Genomic DNA, 15780 nt, shown 5'->3' with positions numbered 1-15780 from the left:
GCGCGAGGCGGTCGCACGCTCGCTGTGGTCCTCGCTCAGTCGCTGGCGCTCCTTCGCTGCGGTCCTTGCTTCCCCTGCGACCGCCTCGCGCCTGCCCCTTTGAGTCCCGCCCCGCACAGCGACCGCACCTCACCCCTCCCCAGCCTCGCGGTTCGCGCTCTTCGAGCGCTCACCGCGTCCAGCGAGGGACCTTCGGTCCCTCTGGCAGCCGGCGCGAAGCGCCGGCGACCTCGCGCGTGCGACTCGCGCCCTCCGGGCGCTCGTCGGCACGCGCCACCGCAATCTGCTTATAAATATTTCCCGCCCGTCGTTCGGTTGCTTCTCGCGGTTCCGCCTCCGGAACGCCCTTGCCGCCGCCCCGATCAGGTGGGAGTGAACATGAACCACCGGGAACTCGGCGACGTCGGCGCGGTCAGCGAGGTCGGCTACGGTTCGTGGCAGATCGGGAGCGACTGGGGCGACGTGAGCGAGGCCGAAGCCGTGGAGGCCGTCGAGGCCGCCCGCGACGCCGGGATCGACTTCTTCGACACCGCCGACGTGTACGGCGACGGGCGCTCGGAGCAGATCCTCGGCGACGTGCTCGAAGACGACATCGCGCGCGGCGACGTGACGGTCGCGACGAAGGCCGGCCGCCGGCTCGACCCCCACGTCGCCGACGGCTACGCCGAGGCGAACCTCCGGCGGTTCGTGGACCGGTCGCGCGAGAACCTCGACGTGGAGACGCTGGATCTGGTCCAGCTCCACTGCCCGCCGACGGACGTCTACTACCGACCGGAGACGTTCGACGCGCTCGCGACGCTCGCCGACGAGGGGCGGATCGCGGACTACGGCGTCAGCGTCGAGCGCGTCGAGGAGGGGCTCAAGGCGGTCGAGTACCCCGGCGTCGAGTCGGTCCAGATCATCTTCAACCCGTTCCGCCAGCGCCCGGCCGAACTGTTTCTCGACCGGGCCGCCGAGCGCGACGTGGGCGTGATCTGCCGAGTGCCACTCGCCTCCGGCCTGCTGACCGGCGCGCTCTCGCGGGACGCCGAGTTCCCGGCGGACGACCACCGCAACTACAACCGCGACGGCGACGCCTTCGACGTGGGCGAGACGTTCGCGGGGATCCCCTACGAGACCGGTCTCGACGCGGCCGACGCCCTCGCGGACCGCGTCGACGCGGTCGCCGCCGACCCGACCGACGCGAGCGGCGACGGCCTCTCGCTCGCGCAGCTCTCGCTCCGGTGGATCCTCGATCACGACGCCGTCTCGACGGTCATCCCGGGGTCGACGACGCCCGCGCATATCCGCGCGAACGCGGCCGTCAGCGATATTCTCCCGCTCGACGAGGCCGCCCACGAGACGGTCCGCGAGGTGTACGACGAGCTCGTCCGCGAACACGTCCACCACCGCTGGTAGCGGGCGGGTCGGCGACGGAACGAGTCGCTTTTCTCCCGAGCCGAATCAGGTCAGATAGATCGATCCGTGGTCGACGGAGCCGGCCCCGACGCCGACGACAGCCCTCCGGGCGAGCCCGCGAGCGACGGCGATACCGATTCCATCCCCGACGACGAGCGCGAGGCGCTCGTGACGATCGCTCACGGCGCGGTGGTCACCTCCGGCGGCGTCTCCGGGCAGCGGGCGCTGACGGCGGCGACCGAGTTCGTCCTCGCGCGGGGGCTCGGCCCGACGGCGTACGGCGTCTACGCGCTGGCGTGGCGGATCGCCCAGCTCCTGTCGCGGCTCGTCACCTTCGGGAGCGTGCCGGCGCTCCAGCGGTACCTCCCCGAGTACGCCGACGACCCGCCGCGGCGGGGCGTCGTCGCCGGGCTCGCGTACGCGACGACGCTGGGCTTCGGCGCCGCCATCGCCGCCGGGGTCTGGGTGGCCGCCCCGCGGATCAACGAGCTCACCGTCGGAGAAGCGGCCTTCCCGGGCGCGATGCGGGCGTTCGGGCTGCTCGTCGGGCTTCTCGGCGTCGTGATGGTCGCGTCGGCGATCTTCAGGGCGGTCGGCTCCGCCCGGGGCGAGATCGCCTTCAACAAGCTGCTCCGACCGGGAGTTCGCCTCGTCGCCGCGGTCGCGGCGCTCGCCGCGGGCTACTCGATCGGCGGTGTCGCCGTCGGCATCGTCGCCGCGACCGCGCTGCTCGCCGCGGTCGCCGTCCCGCTCGCCGCGCGGGTGACCGGGGTCGTCCCGTCGCTGCGCGGCGCCCGGCGGGAGGCGCGGCGCTTCTACGACCACGCGGCGCCGGTCGCGATGAGCAGCCTCGGCAAGGTGTTCCAGAACCGGGTCGACGTGCTGCTCGTCGGCGCGCTCCTGACCGCGACGGCGGCCGGGGTGTACAACGTCGTGCTCGTGCTGATCGCGATCGCGTGGATTCCGCTCATGTCCTTCAACCAGCTCCTCCCGCCGGTCGCCTCGGAGCTGTACGGGAACGACCGGACGGCGACGCTGAACGCGGTGTACGGCTCCGTGACCCGGCAGATCGTCACGGCGGTCGTCCCGATCCTCGCCGTCCTCGCGGTGTACGGCCGGGAGCTGCTCGGGCTGTTCGGCGACCCGTACGTCGCGGGCTACCTCCCCCTCGTCGTCTACCTCGGCGGGGTGTTCGTCGGCAGCGCCGTCGGCGCGACCGGCTGGCTCCTGATGATGACCGACCACCAGTACGCCCGGATGGCGCTCGACTGGCTCCTCGCGGTCCTCAACGTCGGGTTGACGTACGCGTTCGTCGTCCGCTTCGGGCTCGTCGGCGCCGCGCTCGGCACGTCGCTCGCGATCGCCGCCCAGAACGCGATCCAGGTGCTGCTGCTCCGGCGGTTCGAGGGGTTGTGGCCGTTCGACCGCACCTTCCTCACTCCGCTGGCGGCCGGGGGCGTGGCCCTCCTCGCGATGCGGGGGATCCGCGCGCTCGTCCCGGGTCGAGCCGCGGTCGTCTTCGGCGCCGCGGTCGGGCTCGCGGCGTACGCGGCGACGCTCCGTTACCTCGGCGTCGACCCGCGGGATCGTCTCGTCGCCCGGCGGCTTGCGGGACGGTACCGAGGAGCGATCGCGCGGCGGTTCCGCCGGTAAGCCGCCGTCGACCGGCCGAAGTCGCGCGTCCGAAGGTCGACCCTTTATATTCCGACCGACGCGTACGATGTCCCATGGAAACGTTCGAGCGCGGGTCGGCCGGCTCCGCCCGCGTCGCGATCGTCGGCGGGATCCACGGCGACGAGCCCGCCGGCGAGCGGATAGTCAGACGGCTCGCCGACGAGCTCGACGAGACGGGCGCGGGGAGCGGCTGCGTCCGACTGATCGTCGCCAACGAGCCGGCGCTGGCGGCCGGGACGCGGTACACGGACGCCGACCTGAACCGGGTCTTCCCGGGCGACCCCGACAGCGACGAGTACGAGCGGGCGCTCGCGCCGCGGCTCGCGGCCGAGCTGGAGGGGATGGACGCGGTGCTCGCGCTCCACACCTCCCACAGCGCGCCGCCGCCGTTCGCGATCTACAGCGACCCGACCGAGTCGGTGCGCCGGAGCGTGACCGGGATGCCCGTGGAGTTCGTCGTCGACTCCGGCGGCCTGCGGTCGACGACGCTCGATTCCGTCGTCCCCCACACCGTCTCGATAGAGGTCGGGCGACAGGGGAGCGAGGAGGCGGTCGCGTTCGGCTACGAGGCGTGTCTGGCGTTCCTCCGGGCGCACGGCGCGCTCGACGACGAGCCGCCGACGTTTACCGAGACGACGGTCGTCGCGGGCGACGAGGAGGTGCCGAAGGGCGGCGGAGAGCCGCGCGTCCACTTCGCGAACTTCGAGGCGATCCCGCCGGGGGCGGTGTTCGCCGAGGACGACGTGTACACCCACCGCGTCGAGAAGGAGGGGGTCGTCCCGATCCTCGCGAGCGAACACGGGTACGAGGAGATATTCGGGATCTACGGCCGCGTGACGGGGACCATGGAGCCGCCGGCGTCGGCCGCGGACGAACCGGACGCGGGAGGCGACTCGGCGGAAGAGACGGCGGAGTAGCCGGTACTCACTTCGCGGTCGGCGTGACGTCGCCGACGGCGTCCATCACCTGCATCGCGGCGCTGGCGGCCAGCCCGCGGGCGACTTCGTCGGTGTCGGCGTCGGCGATCCCGGCCTCCAGCTCGTCGGGGTCCGGCGTGAAGCCGGCCGAGACGGGGTGGCCGGCGGGCGGGTTGACCGCGACGGTCGCCTGCGGTCCGTTCGCGCCGACCGACAGCTCGGAGCCGACGGCGTAGCTGTTCGGCAGATACGATTCGGTTCGCGAGACGATCCCGGCGACCGCGCGCCGGAGGCGCCGTTCCTGGTCGGGGGAGAGGTCGACGGCCGCGGGCTCGCCCGCGTTCGTCACGCCCGGTGCCCCGGCGTACGGGTTGTTGCCGTTCATCGAAGACACACTCGGTACGCGGAGCCGGGTCAAAAAGGCGTCGGCGGGGGCGATCCGAGCGGCGGGCGGTCGACGGGGGCGATCCGAGCGGCGGGCGGTCGACGGGGGCGATCCGAGCGGCGGGCGGGCGGCGGTCCGCGGGGCGCCCCTCGCCGCGCCGCTCGCTCAGCCGTGAATCCGCTCGGTCGCGATCGCGGCGCCCTCGTCGAGGGCCGCCAGCTTCGCCCACGCGATCTCGGAGTCGACCATGCCGATCCCGGCCTGCGTGCCGAAGCCGCAGTCGGGCGCGGCGACCAGCGGCGTCCCGTCGGGGACCGCGTCGGCGACGCGCTCCAGCCGGTCCGCGATCGTCTCGGGGTGGTCGATGATGTTCGTCTTCACGTCGACGACGCCCGGGATCAGCGTCCAACCGTCGGGGACCGGGTGCTCGGCGAACGCGCGGTACTCGTGCTGGTGGCGGGGGTTCGCCTGCTCGACGCTGAGCCCGGAGATGTCGGCCTCGTAGATCTCCGGGAGCATGTCCGACAGGTCCGTGTCGAGGTGGTGCGGCCCCTCGTAGCTCCCCCAGCAGGTGTGGAGCCGGACCCGTTCCTCGGGGATCCCGGAGAGCGCCTCGTTGATCGCCTGCACGTGGAGCCGCGTGGCACCCTTCACTTCCTCGAGGGGCTCGTCGGCGTACGCCGCCGTGTGGCCGACGGTGAGAAGCTCCGGCGCGTCGATCTGGAGGGTGAAGCCGGCGTCGGCGACGGTCTCGTACTCCTCGGCCATCGCGTCGGCGACGGCGAAGAGGTACTCCTCGTAGTCGCCGTAGTGGTCGTCGACGTGGGTCGCGGTGACGACGCTCGGCGACGCCGCCGTGACGAACGTCTCCTCGAAGTCGGCGTCGGCGGCGTCGAGCGCGTCGCGGAACTCGGCCAGCTCCGCCTCCGCCTCTTCGCGACCGGTGTACTCGACGGGACCGGTCACGACGGGGTGTTTCGAGAGGTCGATGACGTCCGTCTTGAACGTCTCCTCGGCGTAGCTCGGGAACGCCTGGAGGTCGGCCCACAGCTCCTGCTCGCGCGTTCCTTCGATGCCGCTGAGGCGGTCCGCGACGTACCAGTTGAACGAGACGCGCGACTGCTCGCCGTTGTTGGCGACGTCGATCCCCGCCTCGGCCTGTCGCTCGACCACGTCGCGCGTGGCCGCGGCGACGGTCTCGTCCCACTCCTCGTCGTCGACGGGTTCGCCCTCCTGGCGGCGCGTGAGGAGGTCGAGGAGCTCGGGCGGTCGCGGGAGGCTGCCGATGTGCGTGGTCCGGATCCGGTCGTCGTTCGCCGTCATGTGTACCCGTTGATCCCGGTTCGCGCCGCCTAAAGTCCGCGGAACCCGCAATCCCGTTCGGCGTCGCTCCCTACGCGTCCGACGGCGACAGGATCGGCTCCGACTCGCCGTACGCCGCGATGACGACCGCGGTCGTGTACCGCCCGGGCGCCGAGGCCGCCGTCTCCACGCGCACCTCCCGGTCCGGGAGCGCCCAGTCGCGCAGTTCACCGCCGGCGTCCAACCCGGCCTCGATGCGCTCGCGGACGTCTTCGGGGTCCTCGCCGGTCACCTCGTAGAAGAGGCCGGGGCCGGGGCCGGTCGCCCAGCCGAGCCCGGCGGCCACGTCCGGGCGGCGGCGGGGGGCGCGCTTCGACTCGGCGTCCTCCGCGCCGGCGCGGCCGCCCTCGCGGAAGTCCACCTCGTCGTCCGGGCCGACCGTCCGGCGAGCTTCGACCACGGTGAGCCGGTTGCCGGCGGGGCCGAGGTCGGGCGCCGCCTCGACCGCCTCGACGGTCGCCTCCGCGGGGACCACGGAGGAGACCGCCACGAGGTTGTAGTTGTGGAGGTTCGCGTCCGCGAGCGCGGCGTCGTAGGAGGCCATCGCCGTGTCGGCGACGCCGACGCCGCCGGCGACGTGGATGGTGTTCATCGGCGGGAAATCGACAGCGCGGGAGGTAAGAGGTTACGAAGCGGTCGCGACGTCAACAACGGAGTGTAAACGACTTCTCGCCCGAAAGCGACCGCCTCAGTACTGGTAGTTGATGACCTGCTCTTCGGTCTGTTCCGCGTCTTGGAGCTTCTCGCGGGCCGCCTCGAAGTCGGCCTGCGTCACCTCGGTCCGGCCGTCGCGGATCGCGAACATGCCGGCCTCGGTCGCCAGCGAGGCGATGTCGGCCCCGCTGTACCCCTCCAGGTCCGCGGCGACCTCGGAGACGTCCGTCCCCTCGGCGACGTTCATGTCCTGCGTGTGGATCTCGAGGATGCGGGCGCGGCCCTCGGCGTCGGGCTCGGGCACCTCGATGAGGCGGTCGAACCGGCCCGGGCGCAGAATGGCCTCGTCGAGCATGTCGAAGCGGTTCGTCGCGGCCATGATCCGCACCTCGCCGCGATCGTCGAAGCCGTCCATCTCGGAGAGCAGCTGCATCATCGTGCGCTGGACCTCGGCGTCGCCCGAGGTCTTCGAGTCCGTCCGCTTCGAGGCGACGGCGTCGATCTCGTCGATGAAGATGACGGCGGGCTCGCGCTCGGCGGCCAGCTCGAACAGGTCGCGGACGAGCCGCGATCCCTCGCCGATGAACTTCCGGACGAGCTCGGAGCCGGCCATCTTGATGAACGTCGCGTCCGACTCGTTGGCGACGGCCTTCGCGAGCATCGTCTTCCCCGTGCCCGGCGGGCCGTGGAGCAGGACGCCGCTGGGCGGCTCGACGCCGACGGCCTCGAACTGCCCGGGGTTCTCCAAGGGGTCCTCGACGGCCTCGCGGACCTCCCGGATCTGCTCGTCGATGCCGCCGATGTCGTCGTACTCGACGTCCGGCGACTCGGTGACCTCCATCGCCTGCGCGCGGGAGTCGGTCTCGTCGTCGAGCACCTGCTGGACCGCGAACGAGTCGTTGATCGCGACGCGGTCGCCGGGGCGGAGGTCCTCGTCGAGTCGGGTGGCCGCCTGCGTCAGCACCTCCTGGTTGTTGCCGTGCTGTTTGATGACGACGCCGTCGTCGGTGATCTCCTCGACCGACGCGATGTACAGCGAAGAGGTCTTCAGCACCTCGTTCTCGCGTTTCAGCTCGTCGACGTCGGCCTTCAGCTCGCCGCGGCGGCCCTGCGCGTCGTCCAGCCGCTGCTCAAGCTCTTCGTTCACCTGCAGGATCCGCCGGTAGTGCTGGCGGATCGCTTCGAGCCGCTCCGTCTCGCTCATCTCCGGATCGAGCTCGAGACGGGGGCGGTCGGGCAGTGAGGGGCTATGAGACATTCGTTGGATGCCGATACGGAGCGCGCGTAAATGTGCCTTTGGGTCACGGTGGTTCCCCGTCCGACCGCGGGGATCAAACCCCCTCACGCTCGGGGCGGGTCGACGACGCCCGAATGGGGACGCTCGCTCGCTGAAGTATCAGCGGCGATAACCACGGGTCAACGCTTTAACATGCTGCGCGCGTAGCTCACTGCATGAGCGACGAGACGACGGCGACGGTCCTCGCGGTCGACGACGAGCCCGACCTCGCCGAGCTGTACCGGGTGTACCTCGACTCGGCGTACGACGTCCGGATCGCGACCGGCGGCGAGGCGGCGATGGCGGAGATGGACGACTCGGTCGACGTCGTCCTCCTCGACCGGCGGATGCCCGACATGTCCGGCCACGAGGTGCTCTCGGCCATGCGCGAGGCGGGCTACGACGCCCGGGTCGCGATGCTGACCGCGGTCGAGCCCGACGTCGACATCGTCGACATGCCGTTCGACGACTACAAGACGAAGCCGGTGACGAAGGAGGACCTGCTGACGCTCGTGGAGGTGCTGCTCCACCGCGCGGAGTACGACGAGCACAGCCAGGAGTTCTTCGCGCTGGCCTCGAAGAAGGCCGCGCTGGAGGCCGCCGGCACGACGGGCACCGACGAGTACGAGGAGCTCGTCGAGCGGATGGAGTCGGTCCGCGACCGCGTCGACGACACGCTCGATCACCTCTCCGCGCGCGACGCGTTCGTCGAGGTCCCGGGCAACGTCCCGTAGACCGGGGCCGCCTCGGCCGTTTACTCGATCGCCAACCCGCTACTCGATCTCCAACTCCCCGCCGGAGCCGCCGGTCTCGCCGTCCTCGTCCCACTCCAGCTCGAACTCGACGCTCAGCTCGCCGGGGCCGTCGGCCGGCCCCTCGCGCTCCACCTTCACCTCGAACGTCGGCCGGGCCGGTGGGTCCATCGTCACCGACTCCTCGCCGCGCGTGAACGTGATCCCGCTGCCGGACTCCAGCGACTCGACCACGGTCCGGAGGTACGCGGCGATCTCCTCGCGGCTCCGGCGGCTCTCCGACTCGAAGAGGACTTCTTCAGGCATGGCCGAACGTACGTCACACCGAGGTATAAACCCGCACGCCGAAGCGGGGCTCCCTGCAAGTCCCGGTTGACCGTCGGTCCTCTCAGAACCCGTCCTCGAACACGAACGTCCCAGTCGCACCTTTTTCCCGGCCTCGCTCCGCTCGGCCGGCAAAAATCTGCACCAAAAAAACCGCTTCTCCGAGGACGGTCGTCGACTCGTCTTGCGGCCGATCTCTGAGCGCCCTCAGAACCCGTCCTCGAACACGAACGTCCCGTCGCGCTGGACGACCTCGCCATCGACCTCGATGACGGAGTCCTCGCTCATGTCGACGATCATGTCGACGTGCTCGGCCGACTCGTTGACCTCGTTCTCCTCGCCGACGGTCTCCGGGTACGCGGATCCGACCGCCATGTGGACCGTGTCGCCCATCTTCTCGTCGAACAGCATGTTGTAGGTGAACCGGTCGATCTGGCGGTTCATCCCGATGCCCAGCTCGCCGAGTCGTCGGGAGCCCTCGTCGGTGTCGAGGATCCCCGTCAACAGGTCCTCGTTGCGCTCGGCCGAGTGCGAGACGACCTCCCCGTCCTCGAACCGGAGGCGGACCCCGTCGATCTCGCGGCCGTAGCGGTACAGCGGGAGGTCGAAGTGGACCTCGCCGTCGACGCCGTCGCGGACGGGCGCCGTGAACACCTCGCCGCCGGGGAGGTTCGCCTCGCCGTAGTCGTTGAGCGTCTCGCTGCCGGAGACGTCCAGCGTGAGGTCAGTCTCCTCGCCCGAGCGGATCCGGACCTCCTCGGCGTCGTCGAGGATCGCGACCATCTCCTCCTGGAACGCGCGCTGTTCGTCCCAGTCGAGGGAGACGGCGTCCCAGACGAAGTCCTCGTACGCCTCGGTGCTCATCCCGGCGAGCTGGGCGTGGCTCGCGGTCGGGTACTGCGTGAGACACCACGTCTTCGAGAGGCGCGTGCGCTTGACGTCCTCCATCGCGCGGTTGTAGGCGGCGTTCGCCTCGGGGTCGACGTCGGCGTCCTCGGTGGCGTTCGAGCCGCCGCGCGCGATGACGAAGACGTCGGCCTCCCGATACAGCGCGAGCCGGTGGTCCGGTTCCGTGAACTCGCCCGAGTTGCGCTTGAACGCTCGCTGGGCGCGCTTCGAGTAGTTGAGGTAGACGGGGTTGGCGCCGCGGTCCCCGCAGATCTCGTGGAGAGCCACCGCGAGGTCCTCGGCCTCGGCGGGGAGCTGGATGACGACGTCGTCCCCGGACTCGATGCCGGTCGAGTGGTCGGCGATGATCTCGGCGTGCTCGCGGATGCGTGCGTCCATACGACACCCTCTCGCCGCGGGGAATTACGGGTTTTGGAAGCGGTCGTCGGCGCGGGAGCGCTACTCGCCCGCGGCGCTACTCTCCCGCGCTTCCGCGGGGAGCGAGCGCGTCGGCCAGCGCCTCGGTGTCGGGAACGGTGAGGTCCGGCTCGTGGATCCACCCCCCGTACGGGTTCTCGTGCCTGTTGAGGAACGCGCCGCGCATGCCCACCGCCTTCGCGCCGACGAGGTCGAACGTGTGCGCGGTCACGAAGACGACCTCGTGGGGGGCGACGTCGAGCGCCTCGCAGGTCAGGTCGTACGACGCCCGGTGGGGCTTGTACGCACCCGCCTCGGCGACCGACACGACGCCGTCCAGTTCGGTCTCGAAGTTGGGACGGACCGCGTCGAGCATGTCGGGGTCGCCGTTCGAGAGGCCGACCAGCTTGTAGTCCTCGCTCAGTCGGTCCAGCGCCGCGTCGACGTCCGGGTACGGCTGGAGGGTCTTCCACTGGCGGATGACGTCGCGGACCGCCTCGTCGGGGACGTCGAGGCCGATCTGTTCGAGCCGGTACGCGAGCGCGCGACGGCTGATCTCCTTGAACGGCGTGTGAGGCCCCGGAATCAGCGAGTCGATCATCGAGTCCCGGAAGTGCATCGCCAGGTACCGCCGGAGCAGGATCTCGGGGTCGTAGTCGCTCCCGTGGTCGTCGAGCAGCGCGCTCAGCGCGGGGACCAGCGTCGACTCGCGGTCGAGCAGCGTGTCCCAGAGGTCGAACGCGAGCACTTCGGTCTCCTCGCGGAGCGTCTCCGTTGCAATTTTGGACATTTATCAACTAATACGCCGATGCGTAGGGTAATTAAATTACTGTATGCGGAATTATTCTGTAATATTCTACAATGCCGGACGGTAATCGGTTTGCCGTCGTTTCGTTCGCCGACGCCGAATGCGCGCGGTCGTCGATTTGCCCTCGGAGCCACCGCTCGCGCGGCGTCGGTGCCGGGAAGCGCGCTCGCGGGGGGCGTTCCCCATCGGTGAACGCGTCGGTGCGCCTCGGTGCGCGTCAGTCACGTCGCGTCCGCCGCCGTCGAACAGAGGCCGCGGATCAGAGGTATTTGAGGTTGAGCGCGACGTCCTCGACCGCGCCGATCAGTTCGTCGCGATACCGCTCCCGGATCTCGCCGTTCGACGAGATCCGGTGTGCCGGTCCGGAGACGCTGATGGAACCGATCACTCGCCCGTCGGCCGAGCGGATCGGTGCGCCGACCGCGGTCAACCCGTCGACGGTCTCGCCATCGTTCGTCGCGACGCCCTCGTCCCTGATCGCGTCCAGTTCCGCGAAGAGGGTTTCCTCGTCCGTGATCGTCCGCGCCGTCTGTACCGGAAGCCCCCAGCGGTCGACGATCTCGGTCACTCGTTCCCGCGGCAGGTGCGCGAGGATCGCCTTGCCGGACGCGCACATGTGGAGGTACCGGGGCTTCCCGAGCGACGTGTCGTTCGGCGCGCCGCGTTCGCCCTCCGCCCGCTCGACGTATATCCCGCGCCCGTGCTCTTCGATCATGAACTGCGCGCTCTCGCCGGTTTCATCGGCTAGCCGCCTGACGTTGGCCCTGATCACGTCTAACCCTTCGATCCGGCTCTGGGCGTGTCTCGCGAACTGGAGGAAGCGGTTCGAAACGGCGTACTCCCCGTCGACCGTGACGAGGTAGCCGAGGTCGTGAAGGGTGGCGAGGTGCGCGTGAACCGTGCTCGGCGAGTAGTCGAGCGCCCGAGCGAGTTCGTTCACTCCTCCTTCGTCCTCGTTCACGATGCGTTCGAGTATGCGGACGGACCGCTCGACCGATCTGATACGCTTGCCGTCCCCGGAGCTCATACCTGCCCCACACCGCGGAGACGGATAAGTTGCCGAATCGAGCCGATCCGATCGAAAACCCGCGATCCGAAGGCCGTCGAGAGATCGGGTACTGATTCCTTATTTAACTGAACTTCGTCTTCGAGCGCGGTCTGTAACCGCGCTTGACCCGTCCGATCGGCGTCGGCGGTTACCCGGTCAGCGCCCACGCGCCGATCAGGAGCAGGATCCCGCCCGCGATCCGGTCCAGCCAGCGGCCGGTCCGCTCGGACCGGAGCACGTCCGCGGCCCCGTCGGCGGCGACGGCCACGACACCGAGGTAGAGTGCGGTGAGAACGGCGTAGGTGGCGCCGAGGACCGCGATCGACGTGCCGCCGTCGGCGCCCCCGCCGGCGCCGCCGGCGCCGCCCGCCGCGAACCCGGGGAGGAACGCGAGGAAGAACAGCGCGACCTGCGGGTTGAGCGCGTTGATGAGGAACCCCTCCCGCACGCCGCCGCCCGTCGGCGACGACCGGTCGCTCTCGGCCGACCGCAGCGTGTCGACGCCGAGGTAGAGGAGGAAGAGCCCGCCGAGGACCTGAACGGCTCGCTCGGCGCCTGGAACGGTCCGATAGAGCGCCGCGACGCCGACCGCGACGAGCGCGGTGTGGAACAGGATCCCCGTCGTGACGCCGAGCGCGGCGTGCAGGCCGGCCGTCCGGTCCTCTATCCCGCGGGAGAGCACGTACAGCGTGTCAGGCCCCGGTGTCACGACGAGCGTCGCCGCCGCCAGCACGAACAGGGCGTACGTGGGAGGGTCGACGGCGACGATGGTCATTACCTCGGAGAGCGGGTCCCGCGGAGAAAAATCGACCGGCCTGGCCGTGGGCGACGGACCCTCCGCTACGCTCGCGGTTGCGATGTCGACGAAAATGGGTTGGGGCGGATTTGAACCGCCGGCCTCCTCCATGTCAAGGAGGTGTCATAACCGGACTAGACTACCAACCCGAGGGGGCTTACTGACGCGTTTCGTCGTATCCGGGGGACGTAATTGAACCTTTCGTTTCGAACGGCGACGGCGTGGCGCGGTCCCCCGATCCGGCGCCGCTCGCGTGCGGCGGTCGGAGCCGCGGTGACGCGATCTCCGGGCCGCACCGACGCCATCCGCGACCGGCTTTCGACCGCTTTTACTGGATCGGCGAGAGTCGGTCGGTATGGTCGACCTCGCCGCCCGCACCGACAGGCTCGACGCGTACCTCGACGAGCGCGGGCTCGAAGCGGTCTGGTTCGCCAAGCCGAACGGGTTCGCGTGGCTCACCGGCGGCGACAACGTCGTCGACGCCGACGCCGACGTCGGAATCGCGGCCGCCGGCTACGACGGCGCGCTCCGCGTGATCACGGACAACATCGAGGCGGAGCGACTCGCCGACGAGGAGGTCCCCGACGCGGTCGCCGTCGAGTCGTTCCCGTGGCACGCCGACTCGCTGGCCGCGGCCGTCGCCGAGCGCTCGCCCGCCCCCGCCGCCGCTGACTTCGACGTGCCGGGATTCGAGCGGGTGGAGGGGAGCCGGCTGCACCAGCCGCTCACCGACGACGACGTCGAGCGATACCGGGAGCTGGGTCGCGAGGCCGCCGCGGCCGTCGAGACCGTCTGCCGCAACCTCGAGCCCGAGGACCCGGAGTACGAGGTCGCCGCCGGGATCGACATCTCGCTCGCCTCCCGCGACGTCGACACCCCCGTCGTGCTCGTCGGCGGCGCGGAGCGCGCGCAGGCGTACCGACACTACACCCCGAGCGACGCGGCGCTCGGCGACTACGCGCTCGTCTCCGTCACCGCCGAGCGGGCCGGGCTCTACGCCTCCCTGACCCGAACGGTCGCCTTCGACGCCCCCGACTGGCTGGAGGAGCGCCACCGCGCCGCGGCCCGAGTCGAGGCGACCGCGCTCGCGGCGACGGAGGCCGCGGCCGCGGGCGACCTCACGGACGGCGGCGACGGCGCGGACGCCGCGGACGCCGCAGACGACGCCCCCGACACCGCCGGCGACGTCTTCGACGCGATCCGCGAGGCGTACGACGCCGTCGGCTTCGCCGACGAGTGGCGGGAACACCACCAGGGCGGCGCCGCGGGGTTCGCCGGCCGCGAGTGGTTCGCCGCGCCCGGGAGCGACGAGCCGGTCCGACGGCCGATGGGCTACGCGTGGAATCCGACCGTGCAGGGAGCGAAAAGCGAGGACACCCACCTCGTCGCGCCCGACTTCACCGAGCGGCTGACGAAGACGGGTCAGTGGCCGACTCACGAGGTCGAACCGGTCGACGTCGACGGAATCTCGACGGAACCGCGGGAGCTGTCGGCCCCCGTCATTCGCTGAGGCGCCCTCCTTCGACGCGCGGTCCTCAGTAGACGTACTCGCTCTCGTCGATGCCGACGTAGTCCTTCCTGACGCGCCGCTTGTTCCACCGGTAGCCGAGCAGGAGCTTCACCGACTCCCAGCCCGAGCGGTACGGCTGCGCGAGCAGGCCGTCGCCCGCCTCGGCCGCTAACATGGCGTCGGCGGCCCCGATGATCCGGTTCCAGTCGTCCGGCTCGTAGTCGGCGACCATATCGGCCATCGTCACGTTGCGGACGATCTCGTCGCCGATCGCCTCCTTCCAGCGCCGGTTGTAGGGGGCCATGTCGCCCGCGGCGGCCAGCTCGCCGGCGATGGCGCCGGTCCGGACCGCGACGTGGTCGCCGCCCTCGTGGAAGGCGGAGGTCGTCCCCATCGCGCCGCCGACGACCGCGACCCCCGCGTCCGTCGGCGAGTCGATGGGACGCGTCGAGGAGATGGGGTACGTCTCCGTCCCGTTCCGCTTGCCCGCGTCCTCGACGAGCGGGAAGTCCTCCTCGACGTCGTACTCGTCGCCGTACTGCCACTCCAAGAGACGCCGGACGTACTCGCCGCCCTGCGGGATCGACTCGTCGTCGGGCTCCAACAGGGCGTAGGCGTCCCGGTCGAACTCGTCGACGTCGAGGCCGATCGGCATCGTCAGCCCGATCCGACAGACGCGGTCGGCGTTCGGGAAGATCCACGGGTACGCCGTCTCGCCGGGCATCACGCCCCACCAGAAGACGAGCGCGTCGTTCACCTCCTCGTACACCGCCTCGGGGACGCGCCGGTACTCCTGGTAGGCGATGTGGTTCGCCGTCCGGGAGGCGAGCCGCTCTGAGGCGGCCGCGTCCGCCGGGAGGTACTCGTCGAGCACGCGGTTGGTGACGGTGCGCTGAGGACCGTCGGCGAGCACGATGAAGTCGGCGCCGACCGACTCGCCCGAGGCGAGTTCGACGACGTGGCGGGGGTCGTCGTCGTCGCTCGGATCCACCGAGAGGTCGGTGTCGACGCCGCGCACCGACTCGCCGACCCGGTACTCCGCTCCGGCGTCCTCGGCGCGGTCGCGGAGCCAGTCGTCGAAGCGGGCGCGGTGGAAGGTGTAGCCGAACTTGTCGTACGACGAGTCGATACCGGTGGAGGTGAGCGTCGCCGCCTCGCTCGGCCCGCGGAACTCCGCGCGGGTCAGCTCCCGCTGGACGACGCCGTCGTCGAACTCGTCGGGGTGGATCCCCATGATGTCGACCCAGTAGTCCAAGATCCCCGCGGCGTCCGTCGAGTCGGGGCCGAGCCGGTCGCGGTCGGCCCGCGGCACCCCCTTCTCTAAGACGAGGACGTCGGCGCCGCCGGTCGCGGCCGCGTGCGCCGCGGACGCGCCGGCCGGACCGCCTCCCACGATAGCGACGTCTACGCGTTCCATACCCCGTGAGGTAACCCTCCGGCTATTAAATTCACGGTCCCCGACCGGACGAACCGAACGCCCCGGCCTCGGTGGCGGGTCGGACGAGGCCGACGGTCCGGCTGATTGCGACGCGATCGTTCACGGACGTTAATACGAGTATCAGCGCCGGAGA

15 protein-coding genes and 1 tRNA gene are annotated in these 15780 nt (G+C 70.7%); 5 read left to right on the top strand and 11 right to left on the bottom strand.

The window, feature by feature from the left end; translation table 11 throughout:
- Window positions 1-378: 378 nt before the first annotated feature.
- From FGM06_RS04300 to FGM06_RS04290, 3 genes are all read left to right on the top strand, one after another.
- Window positions 379-1398: an aldo/keto reductase gene (locus FGM06_RS04300; RefSeq protein ID WP_144797886.1), complete on the top strand. Its 1020-nt coding sequence runs from the start codon at window positions 379-381 to the stop codon at window positions 1396-1398.
- Window positions 1399-1464: 66 nt separating this feature from the next.
- Window positions 1465-3051: a lipopolysaccharide biosynthesis protein gene (locus tag FGM06_RS04295; RefSeq protein WP_186310963.1), complete on the top strand. Its 1587-nt coding sequence runs from the start codon at window positions 1465-1467 to the stop codon at window positions 3049-3051.
- Window positions 3052-3125: 74 nt separating this feature from the next.
- Complete coding sequence (locus FGM06_RS04290) at window positions 3126-3989, top strand: M14 family metallopeptidase (RefSeq protein ID WP_144797882.1); 864 nt, start codon at window positions 3126-3128, stop codon at window positions 3987-3989.
- A gap of 7 nt (window positions 3990-3996) precedes the next feature.
- On the opposite strand, the gene FGM06_RS04285 is transcribed toward FGM06_RS04290, so the two are convergent.
- From FGM06_RS04285 to pan2, 4 genes are all read right to left on the bottom strand, one after another.
- On the bottom strand, window positions 3997-4374 hold the full coding sequence (locus tag FGM06_RS04285; protein WP_008007407.1) for a DUF5811 family protein: 378 nt from the start codon (window positions 4372-4374) through the stop codon (window positions 3997-3999).
- 165 nt (window positions 4375-4539) lie between these two features.
- Window positions 4540-5697, bottom strand: a complete 1158-nt coding sequence (locus FGM06_RS04280; RefSeq protein WP_144797880.1) for a cobalamin-independent methionine synthase II family protein — start codon at window positions 5695-5697, stop codon at window positions 4540-4542.
- 70 nt (window positions 5698-5767) lie between these two features.
- Entirely contained in the window at window positions 5768-6328 is a 561-nt protein-coding gene (locus FGM06_RS04275; protein ID WP_144797878.1) for a pyruvoyl-dependent arginine decarboxylase, read from the bottom strand.
- Between the two features lie 96 nt (window positions 6329-6424).
- Window positions 6425-7648, bottom strand: coding sequence for a proteasome-activating nucleotidase Pan2 (gene pan2 / locus FGM06_RS04270; protein WP_144797876.1), 1224 nt, complete (start codon window positions 7646-7648; stop codon window positions 6425-6427).
- Window positions 7649-7842: 194 nt separating this feature from the next.
- Here pan2 and FGM06_RS04265 point away from each other — a divergent pair, with 194 nt between their 5' ends.
- Complete coding sequence (locus tag FGM06_RS04265) at window positions 7843-8400, top strand: response regulator (protein WP_144797874.1); 558 nt, start codon at window positions 7843-7845, stop codon at window positions 8398-8400.
- Between the two features lie 39 nt (window positions 8401-8439).
- On the opposite strand, the gene FGM06_RS04260 is transcribed toward FGM06_RS04265, so the two are convergent.
- The 6 genes from FGM06_RS04260 to FGM06_RS04235 all read right to left on the bottom strand — a co-directional run bounded on the left by FGM06_RS04260 (window position 8440) and on the right by FGM06_RS04235 (window position 12848).
- Window positions 8440-8724, bottom strand: coding sequence for an amphi-Trp domain-containing protein (locus FGM06_RS04260; protein WP_144797872.1), 285 nt, complete (start codon window positions 8722-8724; stop codon window positions 8440-8442).
- Window positions 8725-8949: 225 nt separating this feature from the next.
- Complete coding sequence (locus FGM06_RS04255; protein ID WP_144797870.1) at window positions 8950-10029, bottom strand: aminopeptidase; 1080 nt, start codon at window positions 10027-10029, stop codon at window positions 8950-8952.
- 76 nt (window positions 10030-10105) lie between these two features.
- A complete protein-coding gene (locus tag FGM06_RS04250; protein WP_144797868.1) occupies window positions 10106-10837 on the bottom strand; it encodes a haloacid dehalogenase type II in 732 nt (243 codons plus the stop codon).
- 277 nt (window positions 10838-11114) lie between these two features.
- Window positions 11115-11882, bottom strand: coding sequence for an IclR family transcriptional regulator (locus FGM06_RS04245; protein WP_144797866.1), 768 nt, complete (start codon window positions 11880-11882; stop codon window positions 11115-11117).
- 169 nt (window positions 11883-12051) lie between these two features.
- The gene (locus tag FGM06_RS04240) at window positions 12052-12678 is read right to left on the bottom strand and encodes a LysE family translocator (protein WP_144797864.1); all 627 of its coding nucleotides are present in this window, start codon (window positions 12676-12678) and stop codon (window positions 12052-12054) included.
- A 95-nt stretch (window positions 12679-12773) separates the two neighbouring features.
- Window positions 12774-12848, bottom strand: a tRNA-Val gene (locus FGM06_RS04235).
- A 206-nt stretch (window positions 12849-13054) separates the two neighbouring features.
- Here FGM06_RS04235 and FGM06_RS04230 point away from each other — a divergent pair.
- Entirely contained in the window at window positions 13055-14209 is a 1155-nt protein-coding gene (locus tag FGM06_RS04230) for a M24 family metallopeptidase (RefSeq protein WP_144797862.1), read from the top strand.
- Window positions 14210-14234: 25 nt separating this feature from the next.
- On the opposite strand, the gene FGM06_RS04225 is transcribed toward FGM06_RS04230, so the two are convergent.
- Entirely contained in the window at window positions 14235-15626 is a 1392-nt protein-coding gene (locus FGM06_RS04225) for an NAD(P)/FAD-dependent oxidoreductase (protein ID WP_144797860.1), read from the bottom strand.
- Window positions 15627-15780 lie beyond the last annotated feature (154 nt).

Source organism: Halorubrum depositum (assembly GCF_007671725.1).
Classification (GTDB): Archaea; Halobacteriota; Halobacteria; order Halobacteriales; family Haloferacaceae; genus Halorubrum; species Halorubrum depositum.
The sequence above is the reverse complement of the archived record's forward strand: the minus strand, read 5'-3'. Positions and strand labels throughout refer to the sequence as shown.